Origin of the sequence: Methanosarcina siciliae T4/M, from assembly GCF_000970085.1 — an archaeon.
GTDB classification, from domain to species: Archaea; Halobacteriota; Methanosarcinia; order Methanosarcinales; family Methanosarcinaceae; genus Methanosarcina; species Methanosarcina siciliae.
In genome coordinates, this window is sequence record NZ_CP009506.1 from 2038869 (window position 1) to 2054107 (window position 15239).

The following is a 15239-nucleotide window of genomic DNA, read 5'->3' on the forward strand; positions in this document are numbered from 1 at the left end:
GTTGAGGAATTTATATTTAAACAATCCGGGTCCGGGAGTTCTATTCCCGGATCTTTTTTGTGGCTCAGTCGGCTCAATCAACTCAGTCAAATTTTCAGTCTCGGGGTCAAGAGCTTAAGTCTTTATGGGCTCTTAGAACCCTGTATACAATAATACATGTTTTCTAACCCCAAGCTGCTTGCTACCGGACAGGTAGGGCATAAGCATCCATTTTCTTCGCTTATACAGCTGCTTTTTTCTATTGTTTCAAAGCAAAATCCGCCCTTTTCCCCACATTCAACCCAGGAAGGACATTCAGGGCAGAGACACATTAATGTGACCATTTGTTCCTGTTCAGCAATTGATGGAATATGCGGCTCTTTATCCATATTGATTCCCCTTCTTCAGGAAGCTCCTAAAACTTGCCCAGGGTAAGTTTTAGGAGCTTCGAATCAATCCGGTAATATGTCTTCTGTTTCTAAAATACCTATCCTGAGTATCACATTGTATTCCGTAAGACAAAACAGGATAAAGTAAATTGCCCTGGATCAGCTGAGGATTGACAAAAAAGAAATTAGTTGGTTTAAAAATACCCGCTTTATAAACAACCATGTATAAGCTCAAGATTTAAGAGAAAAGATGAGAGGGTAGTTGCTCACGAGCCACGTTAGAAACGGACAGGAAGAAGGGATGAAACCTATCCTTCTAGAGTAATCGTTTCGATTCTCGTGTGTGTGTGAAATGAGGCTTTGATGATCTCGCAAGCAACCGGTATCTTACTACCGTACAATTCTATTTATAATTTTTGGTATTCAGCTAGCTTTTCCAGTGAGGGTTATCCGAAATAGATTCAGGATTTGTTTGAATATTTTCTTATTTCTAAAGAAAATATGGAGAATTCTTCAGATCACTTTTCTTATCTTTTTCATAATAAAGCTAATATCCTCACATATCCATACTTACTTAAGAGAGAATCTGGGGGCATGCAGGATTCTACCTCTTGATGAAGATGAGGCTTTAGTGATAGGGCTGGCTTCAGTCGAGGGAAAAGACGAAGCCGGTGTATTAGAAGTGCTTTACTACCTGTCAGAGCTTGCGGAAAAATATGCAAGAGATGGGCTGGAAAGTGATACGAAGAGATTAATCGAACGTATAAAAGAGATAGGAATAGCGTCAGCGTTTGCTGGATTGGAACTGGTTGTTACAAATGCCCTCCTTCTTTACTCCCCTGTTGCAAAAGAAGCTTGTAGGCGGGGGTTGGAAAATGCCGTTGTCAGTATTGCTCTCGCCATCGGGGAAATTGGAAAGGCAGCAGGAGGACAGAAAATGGAGGTTCCTGTAAAGATTGCAGCTTCCTGCCTTGGAGAGATGGGCAATACTGCAGCCTTTATAAGAACAAGGAAAGAAACGATAGCAGTTATTTTCGCTCTGGGGGAAATTGGAAAAAGCGTAATGAATCAAAGCCTGGGGGACGCCGCAAACCGCACGGTGACTTTACTTGGGGAAACGGGAAAAGTTTCGGTAAGCCAGAAATTCGAGGATGCAGCCTTAAACGCCGAACTTCTATTACAGGAAATAGGGACGGAGGCAATTGAAAAGGACCTGAAAGAAACTGCTGACTCAAGTGTGCGTTTACTCGGGGACATTGGGAAGAATGCCGACACGCAGGGGCTTGAAAGAGTACTGCTCCAGGCAGCTTATTCTCTTGAAACCATCAAGTTTGATGCACAGGACCGCTATCTTGTGAGTGCATCTCTAATAGCCGAAGTAGCTCTCATGGATTTTGATAATTTAGGTCTCGAAAAACTGGAAGAAAAACTGAACAAAAATTGGAGAGGAAAGAGAAAGTTTCCTTATATTGAGTCGTGAGTTTTTTCGAGCCATTTAAAGGAATTCCAGGCAAAAACTCATGCTAATGCCTGAACTATACAACATCTGCTTCTAATATGGAAGAGACTTGAATGCCGGCGAGACCGTCTAAGATATGGACGTTTTTCCGGGGAGAAGAAAATTGGGGTGTTTAAGTGTCTATTTTAAACGAAACTGGGGCAATAGACCTCGGATTGAGTTCAGTTAAGGAAAATAATGAACTGGGTGTACTGAGATCTATAGATTATTTAACAGAGCAGGGGACAAAATATATAAATCAAGGGCTTGAACTCGATGCAAAAAGGGCTATAATCAGCATAAGAGACATCGGAAATGCAGCTGCTCTCCAAAAAATGGAGCTTGGGGTTTTAATCTCCCTCATTTCGCTTGGGAGGATGGCTGAGGCTGCAAGAGAACAGAAAATGTCCGATACGGGATTCAGTATCATTTACTCTCTCTGTGCGGTCGGGAAGTCTGCTGTCGGACAGGAAATGGAGGCAGCAGTCAGAATCGCAGTTGCTTACCTCGGAGAAATTGCAAGCTCTGCATCCCTGCACAAGATGAAAAGGGAATCGTTAGTATCTTCTCTTGCGATAGGAGTTATAGGAAAAGAAACGTCCCGGCAAAAGAACGCAAAGGTTCCGGAGGATGGAGGACTTCTTTCTCCTGCATCAAGTATATCTCTGCTTCCTCAGGACAAAGATGAGCAGTTCTTCTCTGATGATTTACAGGGTACTCTGGGGTTCCCTACGGAACACAGGGGAGAGATTCATCCTCTCGAGTATCTTCCTGTTTATGCCGAGCAACAGTTTCCAAATGCTGATCTCCGAAATTTCGAAAATGTTATTATAAAAGCTGCTGATGCCCTCGGAACGATAATGCTTGAGCCAAAAGAAAAATTTTTGGTAAGTTATATGCTTGTATCAAAACTTTCTATTGAGACCTTTAATAGCTCAGAGTACATACACGAAGCCGAATCTTTTGAATGAGTAGGAATGTGTAATTTTGGCTGGACAGTTCCAGCTCTTAACTTTAATTTTTTCATTTTTTCGCGAAAGATCAACTTCCTTACAGATTTTGTTTTCCTAAAATGTTCTGCTTTCCGAAAAAATCTGTTTTCTTGAAAAGTTTTGTATTCTTGAAGTTTTGACGACTTTTTTCCATTTGTGAACTACTACTCAGCTAAAGACTGAGTGGCTTCTTGGTTCATTCCCCCTCTGTTGAAGGCAAGTCCCCAAGATATTCCTCACGTTCCGCAGGTGTCAGAATACAATTAGATTCTGATCTATGAGAGCGAATTTTTTGATATTCATAGCGGCATTAATGTCCCTATCATGTTTTTTACTTTTCAGGTTCTTTACTTCTCAGGTTCTTTACTTTTCAGGTTCACCGGTAGTCTCAAACCTCAGGTGTCTCATAAAAAAAGCATCTCCATTACAAAATAGCAACACTAATAATCCCTTAACTTCATAGAATATGCCAGGTAAGATCGTCCTTTACATCAATCGAATCAGTGAAATTGTTTTATGCTGTGTAACGGTCTTAAACGGCATATAAAGGGTAACAATTATTATACGATGCAGAAAAACGAGCCTGAAGCTTGATTACATTATTATAGACTGATAAAGAGGGGCAAAAAGAATGATCACATTAAACGAGGCAGAGGCAGTCGACATAGGTTTATCTTCAGTTGAGGAAAAAAATGAGGATAGAGTTTTCCAGGCCCTGGATTCCCTTACGGGAATTGCAGAAGATTTTCTCTCTGAAAATGAGGAGGCAGATGCTGACAGAGTCATCCTCTCAATTTCTAACATCGCACAGGCAGCTGTAAAGGAAGGAATGGAACTTGTTACTATCAACTCAGTCCTTGCTATCGGAAAACTGGCAAAAATTGCCGCAAAAAAAGGATACGGGGCTGTCCTGAAAAGGACTATTACAGAGACAGGAAAGCTCGGGCGAACGGCAGCCGAAGGTTCGTTTGAAACAGGTTCAAAAGTAACTGCTACAACCATGATGGAAATCTGGAATCTCTCCCCTCCTGATAAGAAAGATCAGGAAGAAATGGTTGCTTTTTCTCTGTTCTTAAGAGACATAGGGGCTACTGCTGCAGTGCAGGGGATGGAAGAAGCTTTGCTTAACGCAATAAACTGCCTTGGAGAGTTAGGAAAAAAGTTAGCTTCGGATAGCCTTGAGACCGAAACTATCAGTACCCTCCTGCTACTTGAGGAAATAGGTACTCTTGCTGCGGAAAAATACTATGATGAAGCCCTGAGTTCAGTAGCTCTCTCAATTGAAGATACAGGCAAGATTTCTTTGAAGAAAAAACTTCTTGAGGCTGCACTCCAGAGCCAGTGGGCACTTGAAACCCTGAAAGTACAGGCTGAAGAAAAAGCCCTGACCAATGCTCCCATTGTCACGGAAATTGCTCTTGAAAGCTTTAAATTCCCGGAACTCACGGAAACCACTGAAAAAACTGAGAAGCTTCAGGAGATAAAGGAGCTGCAAGAAAAGGTTTATTCAAATCTCTAATTCGGAAAAGGTCCCTATATAGGAAATAACCTCTGTAGATACTGCTTTTTTCTTCATTTTTTGAGTCAATTTTCAAACCGATTCTTTTTTTAAACCCGATTTTTCCCCCAATTCCTGTTATTTCAGTCCGGCTTTTGAAGTCAATGAAGAGATATCGGTAAAAGACGAAAAAGTAATAACTTGCGGGTTCATAACTTATAATAACGGCTGTGAAACTGGAGGCTAAACGTGCTTTTAACAGGAGAAATCCTTCTGCTTGAGCCCGGACTTGAAGCTGTCAGGGTTCGAGAAGAGGCTCGGCTTCTCAGGATAATAGATGAGCTGGGTGAGCTTGGTATAAGATTTTTTTCAGGTAGGATCCCGCAAGAGGTAGCAGGCGGGACAATCGAATGCATAAAATCCCTGGGGCTGGCGGCGGCTGAGGAAAATATGACGGCCTGCGTTCTTAACTCTACAGCTTCCCTCGGGCTGATCGGGCTGGAAGCGGCAAGAAACGGAGTTCGCAGAGCAGTGCTGGAAGTTGTTCTTGCTCTTAAAGCTCTGGGAGAAAAAACAGCTGACATGGAAACTCTTTTTTCTCTTCGGCTGATAGCTATTTCCCTTAAAGAAGTAGGAAAAGAGGCTATCAGACAGGGAATGGAAAAGGAAGCTATTACAAGCCAGTTTTGTTTAAAAGAACTCCATAATTTTTGTATGGATTCGGAAAATGAATTTAAAACCTTCAATGAAGATTTTTTTTCTTTAATCAGGGATATCGGAAGGTGCGCTGCAGATGCAGGACTTGAAAAAGCTGCAATAAACGCCGCAACCCTGATGGAAGATTTCTAATTTTTCGAATTTACTCCAAGGGGTTCTGTCGAGATGCTGCAAAACAATTCTTTATTAAGCGTCTCTTCTTCAAATCTCTTCTTTAAATCGTCTCTTTATCTTTTTTCAACTCAAAAATGAATTTCGGAGGATAAAGACCGAAACCGGTCTTTCTTTTCTAATTAATGCATTTCATAACGCTGAACTTCAACATAAAAGTCCGTAAACTCTCTAGAGATTTCCACAAATATAGGAAGACTAATATCGGAGTATTCCTATATAAATAGTTTAATTCCTAAAATCAGCATTTTTTACAGTATTTGACTGCAAAGGGGTTTAAACATGTTCTCATTGAACGAACAAAAAGCTATTGAACTTGGAGAATCTGGAGAAAAGGCAGTAAGGGAGCAAAACGAGTATGATGCGCTCCAATATATTGGATACCTCCAAGAACTCGGAAAAGAACTGTTCAACGGAGATTTTGAGACTGATTTAAAAAGGGTTGCGATTTCACTCAGGAATATCGGCAACAGAGCCGTTCAGAAACAGATGGAAACTGTTGCATCCAGTGCTGTAGAAGTTATCGGTACTCTTGCCGATCCTACCATCGAAAAAGACTTCTCTAACGCTCTCTGGTCCTTCTCAAAAGCCGCGCAGGAAATCGGAAAAGAGGCATCACAGGCGGAGATGCTGGAGTCTTCAGGAAAAGCGGTTAAGGTTCTTGAAATGATTGGAAGAGGTGCCGTTGAAAAAAGAATGGAAGTTGTAACCCTCTGGACAACCATGTCACTGGAAGAAATTGCTTACCTTGCAGGCCAAAAACAACTTGACGATCTGGGCAACACCGCAAAGGATGCAAGGGAAGGAATTATAAAAGCTTCCGAAGAGGCCGGGTTTGTTCCCAGGGAGCAGATCGAAAAATACCCCCAACTCATCTCTCAGACTGTAAGTCAATTCTCAGATTTGCAGAATCTTCAGCCTGCGGGCTATGGAGGCGACCGGCCCAATGAAGAATTCACAGAAGAAGAATTCTTCGAAGAAGAGGCTGAGGAAGAAGAGCCTTAAGCCCGGATTTAAGGAAAATAATATACGTGTGTTTCCGAAGGCAACTGGCTAAGGCAACTAACTGGCAAAACAACTGGTTAATTGATTCGTTGCCTGAATATAAGTGTAAACATTTCCTGGTCAAGGAATAAAAAATCCTGGCTGTTTTAAACAGCCGGCTGCCTTTCATTAAAATTTTTAGAAATTTCAAGGAATTTTTCTATTATTTTTAATCCTTCGGGGGTCAGCACGGATTCCGGATGGAACTGCAAGCCATAGATAGGGTACTTTTTATGTTCAACTGCCATGATGGTTCCGTCTTCTGCTCGTGCAGTTACCTTTATTCCGGGAGCAGGCTCACCTATCTCCAGGGAATGGTAGCGTCCGGCTTCAAACTGTTCTTTAAGCGTTGCAAAGAGTGGAGATTCAGTATGCCGGATTCTGGAACTTTTGCCGTGTACAGGCCCTACCTTGCATCTCCTGACAGGGCCTCCGAAAGCTACATTGATTGCCTGGTGTCCAAGACAGACTCCCAGAAGAGGAGTTTCCCTGCCCATTTCCCGGATGATTTCCAGGCAGTTTCCAATGTCTTTAAGGTCGGACGGGTTCCCGGGCCCGGGGGAAATTACAAGTGCATCAGGCTTTATCTCCCTTAACTCTTCAAGGGTAACCGTGTTGGGAAGAACCAGGGTATCTTTTTCGAAGTATGAAATGTAGTCCACGAGGTTCCATACGAAGGAATCCTTATTGTTTATGAAAACGATTTTCATCTGAAAACACCTCCAGAAGCTTTTGCTCCCTGAGTTGCTCCTCCACTTCTTTTTTCTTCAGAAAGCATTTTCATTAAATTCATTTTTCCTGAATTGTTAATTATTGAATTTTTATCCACGGTTTTCATCCCCGTAATTATCTTCATTTATAGCCGTTCTCGGAATTATTCCCGGATTTCCCACATACTCACTCCGGATTCATTTTTCAACCCGGATTTCTCCGCCGATAGCCGCAAGCATTGCTGCCATTTTCCTGTCAGTTTCCCTGAACTCATATGCGGGATCGGAGTCCGCAACAATTCCTGCCCCTGCCTGCACTGAAACCTTTTTTTCCTGTATAAGCAGGGTCCTGATTACGATCGCAAAATCAGCGTCTCCGTTCCAGCTGTAGTACCCAACCCCGCCGCCGTAGATTCCTCTCGGAACGGCTTCAAGTTCGGAAATAATTTCCATCGCCCGGATTTTCGGAGCCCCTGAAAGTGTTCCTGCCGGAAATACCGCCCTGAAGGCATCGAACTGGTCGCATTCGGGCCTGAGGGTTCCCGAAACCGTGCTTTCGATGTGCTGGACATGGGAATACTTCAGGACCTCCATGAAGCCTGAGACTTTAACCGAGCCGCTTTCCGAAACCATCCGGACATCGTTTCGCCCGAGGTCAACAAGCATTACATGTTCTGCCCTTTCCTTTTCGTCGTTGAGCATATGTGAGGCCAGAGCTTCGTCTTCAGCTTCGGACTTTCCCCTAGGACAGGTGCCTGCGATAGGGTTTATGATAACAGTGCGTTTGTGTACGGTCAGCAGAGTCTCAGGGCTTGCCCCCACGATTGCCAGATCCCCAAACTCGAAGATATACATGTAAGGGCTCGGGTTGATTGCCCTGAGCTGCATGTAAAGCTCAAAAGGAGACTGCTCCATTTTAAACTCGCATTTCCTGGAAAGGACGACCTGGAAAATATCCCCTGCAAAAATATGTTCCTTTGCCTGGAGTACGGACTCCTCAAATCCAGACCTGTCAACGCTGCAGACCTGCACATGTGAACCTGATATTGCAGACTGGCCAGAAACCTCTACACCTGCTGCAATTGCTCCTTCTGCTGCTGCCTTTGCTGGATCATCCGATTGGGCAGCTTTTTTAATTGCGGAGTAAAACCGTTCTGCTTCCGAGAGAGCTTCTTCGTACACCTTTTCCGCATCCGAACCCGGGCTTACGAAGGGGATGAGGACTATGTAGACCTCTTCAGTCAGGTGGTCGAAGACAAAACTCTTCGAAACGAGTAGGTACTGAAGGTCGGGGATGTCGGACTCGAATCCCTTCTCGACCCCCAACCAGCTGTCATATATTGCATCGTATGCCGTATAGCCTATAGCCCCTCCGAGGAATGTCTGTCTCTCAAAACGTCTGGAATTGAGGAGTTCCATCCCGTTTGTCGGAGGAAAAGCCAGACGGAGGGCATCGAAAACATCTTTTCCCTCTGGAATTACAGCCGTAAACTTTTTCGACTCTGCATTTCTATCTGGTTCCTTTTCTGCGGTTTCCGGACCGCAGACTTCCTCCATCTTTGTGCAGACCGCTTCAAAAAAAGGTGAAGCTTCCATATTCAGGAGTTCAAGGGAAATTTTTCGGTCACTTATTTTCAGTACAGCATCAGGGTCGTTTCCAACAAAAGAGTACCTTGCTCTGCTTTCCTGCTTTTCTACAGACTCCAGCAGGTAGGAGTAACCTGTTGTCCCCGAACTCCGCAGGGCTCCGTACAGGTCGAGCGGAGAGAAGGCAGGAGAAAAGCCTTCTACTTTTGCAAAGAGCTGGACAAGGTTAGGCTTTTCGAGCCCGGAGACAAGCTCCAGAAATTCTTCTTTTCCAAGATCAAAGGAAAGCATCGGTGCACCTCACTTCTTCAATAAATTTTCTGATTTTCGCAGCATCTTTTTTTCCCCTATCCTCTACCCCTGAAGCTGTGTCTACAGCATAGGGGGAAACGGCCCTGACAGCTTCCTGCACGTTTTCGGGTTTGAGCCCGCCTGCAAGGATCAGGGGAAGTTCTGTTTCTTCCGCAATTCTCCGGCTCAGGTCCCAGTCATGTACGCAACCTGTACCGCCGGTTTTTCCGGCAATCCCCGAGTCCAGAAGCACACTGTCCACAGCCCCGCTCTCCTCCAGCTCTCGGACTTCCTCAAGCAGTCGTGTTACAATGTTATGGAGTTTGGAAGCCTCCTGCCCGGCAGGCACGGAAAGGGTCTTTATGATTGGGATGTCGGTTTTTTCTCTTACAGCTTCAAGTTCGCTGAGAGGCAGACCTGAGTGGACCTGCACTATGTTCGGCTTTACTTTCTCGATAAGTTCGAGGGCACAGGCAGAAGTTTCAGGCATTATTACCATTACCGAATCAAGGCATTTCGGGACTTTTGAGATAAGGGCAGCCGCAGCGTCCGAATCGAGTTTCCTTGGGCTTTCCACAGGGACTTCCGTGATGAAACCCACGGCATCGGCTCCGTAAAGAGCTGCAAGTTCTATATCTTCCTGACCGCGGATCCCGCAGATTTTTACCCTTGTTTTTGGCCTTGCTTTCATGCCTTTTCCCCGGTAGCCGGGCTTAACACGGATGTATCTGAGGAGGCAAGAAACGCTTCTCCCTTGCTAGAGCCCTCTTTTTTGTCCTGGCTGGAAAGTTCGGCAGTGAAATTTCGAAACTGGTTGAACTTGACCATGACTTTCCCGCTGTCAATTGCGTCTTCAGCAATGGGGATTGCCCGCCGGATTGAGCCCACGATCCCGCTTACGTACAGAGCTGCAGCTGCATTCAGGATAACAATGTCCCTTTTTGGCCCTTTCTGTCCCTTAAAGATGCAGAGAAGGTCACGGGCATTTTCTTTCGGAGTGCCGCCTTTGATATCTTCGGGCTTTGCCCGCAGCATGCCCATGGACTCCGGAGTAATGGTATATGTGGAAACCCTTCCGTCTTTTAATTCCGCAACAAAGGTCTCTCCGGTATTAGAGATTTCATCCATTCCGTCCCCGTGCACCACAAGGGCGTGTTCGGTCCCGAGCTCGGCAAGGGCATAAGCTATCGGCTCACAGAGTTTGTTATCAAAAACGCCCACAACCTGCCCTTTTGCTCCTGCCGGGTTTGTCAGGGGTCCGAGGATATTGAAAACCGTCCTTACTCCGAGCTTTTTCCTTACTCCTGCAACCCGCTTCATTGCAGGGTGGAAAACCGGGGCGAACATGAATCCTATCCCGATCTTTTCAATCGTCTTCCGGACCTGTTCCGGAGTAAGGTCCACTTTGATCCCGAGGGCTTCAAGCACATCCGAACTTCCGGACATTGAGGTTGCAGCCCGGTTTCCGTGCTTGGCCACAGGGACTCCGGCGGCTGCGGTCACGATTGCAGCTGCTGTTGAGACATTGATCGTGTTAAGCCCGTCTCCTCCTGTCCCGCAGGTATCCACGACCCTGAAAGGCGTTCCCGGCTCGATTGTATTTCCGGCTTGCTTCATGCCCCGAACAAAACCTGCGATTTCCTGAGGCTTTTCTCCTTTTGCCCTCAGGGCTAAGAGGAACGCCCCTATTTCTTCGTCTTCAGCTGTGCTGAGAATTTCCCCGATTGCGGCTTCGGCTTCTTCCGAACTCAGATCCGAGCCTTCTTCCAGTTTCCCGATGTATTCTTTCATTTCCTTCATTCGTCTGCCTCCGTCTGAATTTCCTTCAATTTGCTCCGAGTATGCCGGATTTGAGTTCCCTTGCAAGGGCTTCCAGCTTTTCGTTTACGCCATTTCCTTCTTCGATGATCCTGACAAAAGCCGAGCCAACAATTACAGCGTCCGCTCCGGCTTTTCTAACTTCTGCAGCCTGCTTTCCGGTTGAGATCCCGAACCCCACGGCTTTCGGAATATCGGTTTTTACCCTGGCAAGCAGTTCTTTTGTGGAACCTGCAACATCCGCTCTGGCCCCCGTAACCCCGAGCCTTGATACCAGGTAGACGAAGCCCGAACCTCTCTCCAGGATCTTTTGGATTCTTGCATCGGTTGTTGTGGGTGCGACCAGAAAAATCAGGTCAAGCCCGTTCTTTTCACAGCTGCTCTTCAGGTCAGCTGCTTCTTCTACCGGGATATCGGGGATGATGAGTCCGCTTATTCCTGCTTCTGCGGCATGTTCAACGAATGTTTCCACGCCGTACCTGAACACCGGGTTGTAATAGGTCATGCACACAAGCGGGACCTTGACCTCAAGGCTCCTGACAAGCTCAAAGTAGTGCTCAATATCCATTCCCGCTGCAAGTGCTCTCTGTCCTGCTGCCTGGATGGTCGGCCCGTCAGCCACAGGGTCTGAAAACGGGAATCCGAGCTCGATTATATCCGCACCTCCATTTACCAGGGCTTTTACAATCCCGGAGGTTACTTCTGCCGAGGGGTCTCCTGCCATCACATAGCCTATGAGGGCTCCTTCTTTTTTCTGCTTCAACTCGCCGAATTTTTCGGAAATTTTTTGCCTTTTAAGTTCAGCTGCCATTTCAGACCCCCCTTCTCAGGCTCAGGACAGTTTCCAGGTCTTTATCTCCTCTTCCTGAGAGGTTCACTACCACAAACTCTCCGAGTTCTCCTGACTCCGCGGCTTTTTTCAGGTAGGCAAGGGCATGGGAGGATTCAAGGGCCGGAATGATCCCTTCAAGCCGGCTCAGTTCGTTAAACGCATCAAGTGCTTCGTCATCCGTAACATTGCGGGCAGTAACCCTGCCGCTTTCCGAAAGGTAAGCAAGTTCGGGGCCGACCCCTGAATAGTCAAGCCCTGCTGACACGGATTCGGACTCAAGGATCTGCCCGTTTTTGTCCTGCAGGATCTTTGTCCTGGCCCCGTGCAGGATTCCTTCTTCTCCGACACAGAGGGAAGCTGAGTGAAGAGCAGCTTTTTCCGTGCACTTCAGGGCTTTTCCCCCGGCTTCTACGGCAATCAGCTTGACTTCCCTGTTTTCGATAAAGGGATGGAAAGTCCCCATGGCATTACTTCCGCCGCCTGCGCAGGCGATGATAGAATCAGGCAGTCTGCCTTCTTTTTCCATTGCCTGTTCCTTTACTTCCTTCCCGATAACGCTCTGGAAGTCCCTTACGATCATAGGATAGGGATGGGGCCCGACCACCGACCCGATCAGGTAGTGGGTGTTTTCAATGTTGGTAACCCAGTCCCGCATTGCCTCGTTGATTGCGTCCTTAAGGGTTTTTGAGCCTGTCTCCACGGCTTTTACCTCGGTCCCCATGAGTTCCATCCTGTACGCATTCATCTGCTGGCGTTTGATGTCTTTTGCTCCCATGTAGACAACGGTATCAAACCCGAGGTTTGCTCCAACCATGGCTGTTGCAGTCCCGTGCTGTCCTGCCCCGGTTTCGGCAATCAACCTGGTTTTTCCCATGAACTTTGCAAGCAGTGCCTGCCCGAGAGCATTGTTGAGCTTGTGGGCACCCCCGTGAACCAGGTCTTCCCGCTTGAGGTAGACTTTTGTCCCGTATTTCTTGCTCAGGTTCCGGGCAAAGTAAAGGGGCGTTTCCCTTCCTGCAAAATCCCTCATGTAGTAGTCAAGCTCTGCAAGGAATTCTGGGTCGTTTTTGTACTTTTCATACCCGGCATCCAGTTCTTCTAAGGCCGGCATGAGGACTTCGGGTACGTACTGCCCCCCATATTTTCCATACTTTCCTTTTAGCTGAAATTCCGAAACTTTAGTTCCTGTCAATTCGATTACTCCTTGATCCTGATTTTATGAGTCCTGAGTCCTGATTATTTTGAGTCCTGGTTTCGTGAGTCCAGGTGTTGAATTCTGAATTTTTTGATTCCCGATCTCGTTCATCGGGATTTTATGAACAGAATTTAGTTTTGAAATGAAAGCGGATTTTCAACCTCATTTCAGCAGGCTGAAAACTCCGAAAAGTCAAAGAAAAGCAGTTATTCACGCCAGCAAAAACTCTGGACGAATTCTTTAGTTTTCTCAAGAACAGAATCGCTCTCCATAAGTGCAGACCCTATCAGCACTGCGTCAGCCCCTGCTTCCATCACGCGCCTCACATCCGCAGGACTGCTCATCCCGCTCTCGCTCAGGATGATATGGCTGGTCCCGTGGTCCAGGTCGTATTCCCGGATAAGGGGAGCAAGTACTTCCGTAGTCGCCAGGTCGATATTAAGAGTCTCGAAGTTCCGGTTGTTAATCCCTATGAGCTTTGTATCGGTTTCCAGTGCAATTTCGAGCTCTTCTTTGTTGTGGACCTCAACCAGCGGCTCAAAACCCTTTTCAAGAGCAAGGTCAACAAAATTGTCTAGCTCCGGTCCAAGGATGCCTGCAATCAGGAGTATAAGATCGCTTCCCGTTTCCTCAAGCTGTCGCCTGTCAATGATAAAGTCCTTTCTAAGCACTGGCAGGCATACGGTTTTCCTGACCTCTTTCAGGTTTTCGAGTGAACCCCGAAAGACCCCTGGCTCGGTAAGGACTGAAATTGCGACAGCTCCGGCTTCCTCCATCTCCCATGCAAGCTCGGCAGCTGCTGCCGGCGGGATTTCCCTGAAGCTCTTCCCCGGGGATGCCGGCTTGACTTCCGCAATTACAGGCACCCGCCCGTCTGCCCTTACAGCTGCAACAGCTGCAATAAAGTCCCTTTTCTGGAACTGCAGCTGCATTTCTTCCTCATGGATGTCGGTCCCGAAAGCCTGAATCCGGGTCTTTGTTGTGTTGAGAATGTGGAGGATTGAATCGTGCATTAATCATCACTGGTGTATATTTATGTACAATAGTGTCTAATGCCATACTTGATATAAAAAGCTTTTGGATGAGGATAAACTGTTGCCAATCTTATAAAATTAGATGAATTGTATAATAATCTGTTTTATATATGTCCGTGCCCGGAAATAAAATTCAGAAGGAAAAGCCGGTACGCAAAAAATCATGTAAAATTTGTAAGCATGCAAGAATTGAGTTAAAAACAGTTGCCGGAAAAAATGAACCGAAAACTGATGAGGATAGTTGGGGTAAACAAATCTACTTTGTTCATAGATTCATATCTTCAACAAATCCCCGTGAACTCTCAACCATTCTTTCCTTTCTTCATAATCCGGAAGGATTTTCTGCACCTCATTCCAGAAAGCCTTTGAATGGTCTTTATAATTTGTATGGCAGAGTTCGTGGACACATTATCTCTTGTGTGTTCTATTATGTTTCTTACTTCAGCGTATATTGATTCAAAATCTCTGAAGGGTGTTTCATTCATTAAGTCCCAGTTCCTTAAAAATTACGATACTCACTTTTAAAGACCACAAGCATACAATTTTTCCTGTTCATCAAATTTGCCAAGCACTGCTTGGCGAATTTAAAACTCTACAAAGTTAGTTATAATCTTTCGAATTCATCACGCAGTGCGTGACCAATTTAAAAACTCATAAAGTTGGATACCTTTCCTCTTTGATTTGCAATGGTCTCCTACTGTAGAAATAATTAACTTTTTGAGACTTTACATTTAAAAGATAGCTGATATTTGTGTTTTTATTTTCTAGAAGTCGTATGTTCCAGACTCGCTGAAGTGCGAGACAATCGTTGATATATCTCCAATTAAAAAAACCTCTCCGAACCTTAAAAATATAAAAGAATAAGTGGGACCCGAACGCAAAAACCCTTGAAGTATCTCGGGCCCCCTCCGATCCGTTATGTCTCAAACATGGTCGTAAATCGTGACCATCGCCTTTGTTATCCTGTATATATCTTCAAGTATCGGGTTTGTGGCTTCTGGCTGTCCGGGAGTTGAATTTGCAGAGTCAAGCATGTCCTGCGGCTACCCACAGGCAAAAAACCTGAAATCTGTCCATAGAAATTTCCCCCACTCTCGTTTGTCGGAACTATTTTTCGGAACTTATCGAAACCTATTGAAACTATTTATTTTGGAGCCTCTCGGAACCAAAAAGAACTTTTATCCACTTTTAGTAATATTTGACTGAACTTAACGAAACTTTACGTAATTTATACCCAATAAAAAAATTAACGAACATGTTTATAAAAAAGCAAGTAGTGATATAAAATAATAAAAGAAGTGGAACTCCTTCAAAAGGATGACACTATATAGAGTTTGTACAATTTTTTCCATATCCCTTAAAATTTAAACCGCTGTATTCCGAAAACATTGAAAATAAAGTAGTAAGTTTCACTATCAGAAAAGAAAAGCTTCAAATCTCACTCAAAAACATTATATACTTGCAGCATTTAAAATATATTTTAG

At 45.2% G+C, this 15239-nt stretch carries 14 protein-coding genes and 1 pseudogene; 5 read left to right on the forward strand and 10 right to left on the reverse strand.

The features are described 5' to 3' along the window. Positions 1-122: 122 nt before the first annotated feature. Positions 123-368: a DUF2769 domain-containing protein gene (locus tag MSSIT_RS08665; RefSeq protein ID WP_048171680.1), complete on the reverse strand. Its 246-nt coding sequence runs from the start codon at positions 366-368 to the stop codon at positions 123-125. A gap of 631 nt (positions 369-999) precedes the next feature. Here MSSIT_RS08665 and MSSIT_RS08670 point away from each other — a divergent pair. The 5 genes from MSSIT_RS08670 (at position 1000) to MSSIT_RS08690 (ending at position 6249) form a co-directional block, all read left to right on the forward strand. Continuing rightward, the gene (locus MSSIT_RS08670) at positions 1000-1848 is read left to right on the forward strand and encodes a hypothetical protein (RefSeq protein WP_082089124.1); all 849 of its coding nucleotides are present in this window, start codon (positions 1000-1002) and stop codon (positions 1846-1848) included. A 155-nt stretch (positions 1849-2003) separates the two neighbouring features. After that, positions 2004-2837 (forward strand): hypothetical protein, encoded by an 834-nt coding sequence (locus MSSIT_RS08675; RefSeq protein WP_048171682.1) that lies wholly within the window; start codon positions 2004-2006, stop codon positions 2835-2837. A gap of 652 nt (positions 2838-3489) precedes the next feature. Next, positions 3490-4377, forward strand: a complete 888-nt coding sequence (locus tag MSSIT_RS08680) for a hypothetical protein (protein WP_048171684.1) — start codon at positions 3490-3492, stop codon at positions 4375-4377. A gap of 228 nt (positions 4378-4605) precedes the next feature. Continuing rightward, entirely contained in the window at positions 4606-5205 is a 600-nt protein-coding gene (locus MSSIT_RS08685; RefSeq protein ID WP_048171686.1) for a hypothetical protein, read from the forward strand. Between the two features lie 321 nt (positions 5206-5526). Further along, complete coding sequence (locus tag MSSIT_RS08690) at positions 5527-6249, forward strand: hypothetical protein (RefSeq protein WP_048171688.1); 723 nt, start codon at positions 5527-5529, stop codon at positions 6247-6249. A gap of 146 nt (positions 6250-6395) precedes the next feature. On the opposite strand, the gene MSSIT_RS08695 is transcribed toward MSSIT_RS08690, so the two are convergent. The 9 genes and pseudogenes from MSSIT_RS08695 to MSSIT_RS25655 form a co-directional block, all read right to left on the reverse strand. Then, the gene (locus tag MSSIT_RS08695) at positions 6396-6998 is read right to left on the reverse strand and encodes an aminodeoxychorismate/anthranilate synthase component II (protein WP_048171690.1); all 603 of its coding nucleotides are present in this window, start codon (positions 6996-6998) and stop codon (positions 6396-6398) included. Beyond that, positions 6995-7144 carry a hypothetical protein gene (locus MSSIT_RS23085; RefSeq protein ID WP_156157317.1) on the reverse strand — a complete coding sequence of 50 codons (150 nt, stop codon included), beginning with the start codon at positions 7142-7144 and terminating at the stop codon, positions 6995-6997. The genes MSSIT_RS08695 and MSSIT_RS23085 overlap by 4 nt, the downstream gene beginning before the upstream one ends. Positions 7145-7196: 52 nt before the next feature. Further along, the gene (trpE, locus tag MSSIT_RS08700) at positions 7197-8876 is read right to left on the reverse strand and encodes an anthranilate synthase component I (RefSeq protein ID WP_048171692.1); all 1680 of its coding nucleotides are present in this window, start codon (positions 8874-8876) and stop codon (positions 7197-7199) included. Next, positions 8863-9567, reverse strand: a complete 705-nt coding sequence (locus tag MSSIT_RS08705; protein WP_048171694.1) for a phosphoribosylanthranilate isomerase — start codon at positions 9565-9567, stop codon at positions 8863-8865. Before MSSIT_RS08705 ends, trpE begins: the two co-directional genes overlap by 14 nt. Further along, positions 9564-10676 carry an anthranilate phosphoribosyltransferase gene (trpD, locus tag MSSIT_RS08710; RefSeq protein WP_082088926.1) on the reverse strand — a complete coding sequence of 371 codons (1113 nt, stop codon included), beginning with the start codon at positions 10674-10676 and terminating at the stop codon, positions 9564-9566. The genes MSSIT_RS08705 and trpD overlap by 4 nt, the downstream gene beginning before the upstream one ends. Before the next feature lie 25 nt (positions 10677-10701). Then, positions 10702-11505, reverse strand: a complete 804-nt coding sequence (trpA, locus tag MSSIT_RS08715) for a tryptophan synthase subunit alpha (protein WP_048171696.1) — start codon at positions 11503-11505, stop codon at positions 10702-10704. A gap of 1 nt (position 11506) precedes the next feature. Next, positions 11507-12718, reverse strand: a complete 1212-nt coding sequence (gene trpB, locus MSSIT_RS08720) for a tryptophan synthase subunit beta (protein ID WP_048171698.1) — start codon at positions 12716-12718, stop codon at positions 11507-11509. A gap of 209 nt (positions 12719-12927) precedes the next feature. After that, positions 12928-13734 carry an indole-3-glycerol-phosphate synthase gene (locus tag MSSIT_RS08725; RefSeq protein WP_048171701.1) on the reverse strand — a complete coding sequence of 269 codons (807 nt, stop codon included), beginning with the start codon at positions 13732-13734 and terminating at the stop codon, positions 12928-12930. Between the two features lie 294 nt (positions 13735-14028). Then, positions 14029-14112, reverse strand: a pseudogene (locus MSSIT_RS25655) (hypothetical protein); the annotation flags it as partial. Positions 14113-15239: the final 1127 nt, after the last annotated feature.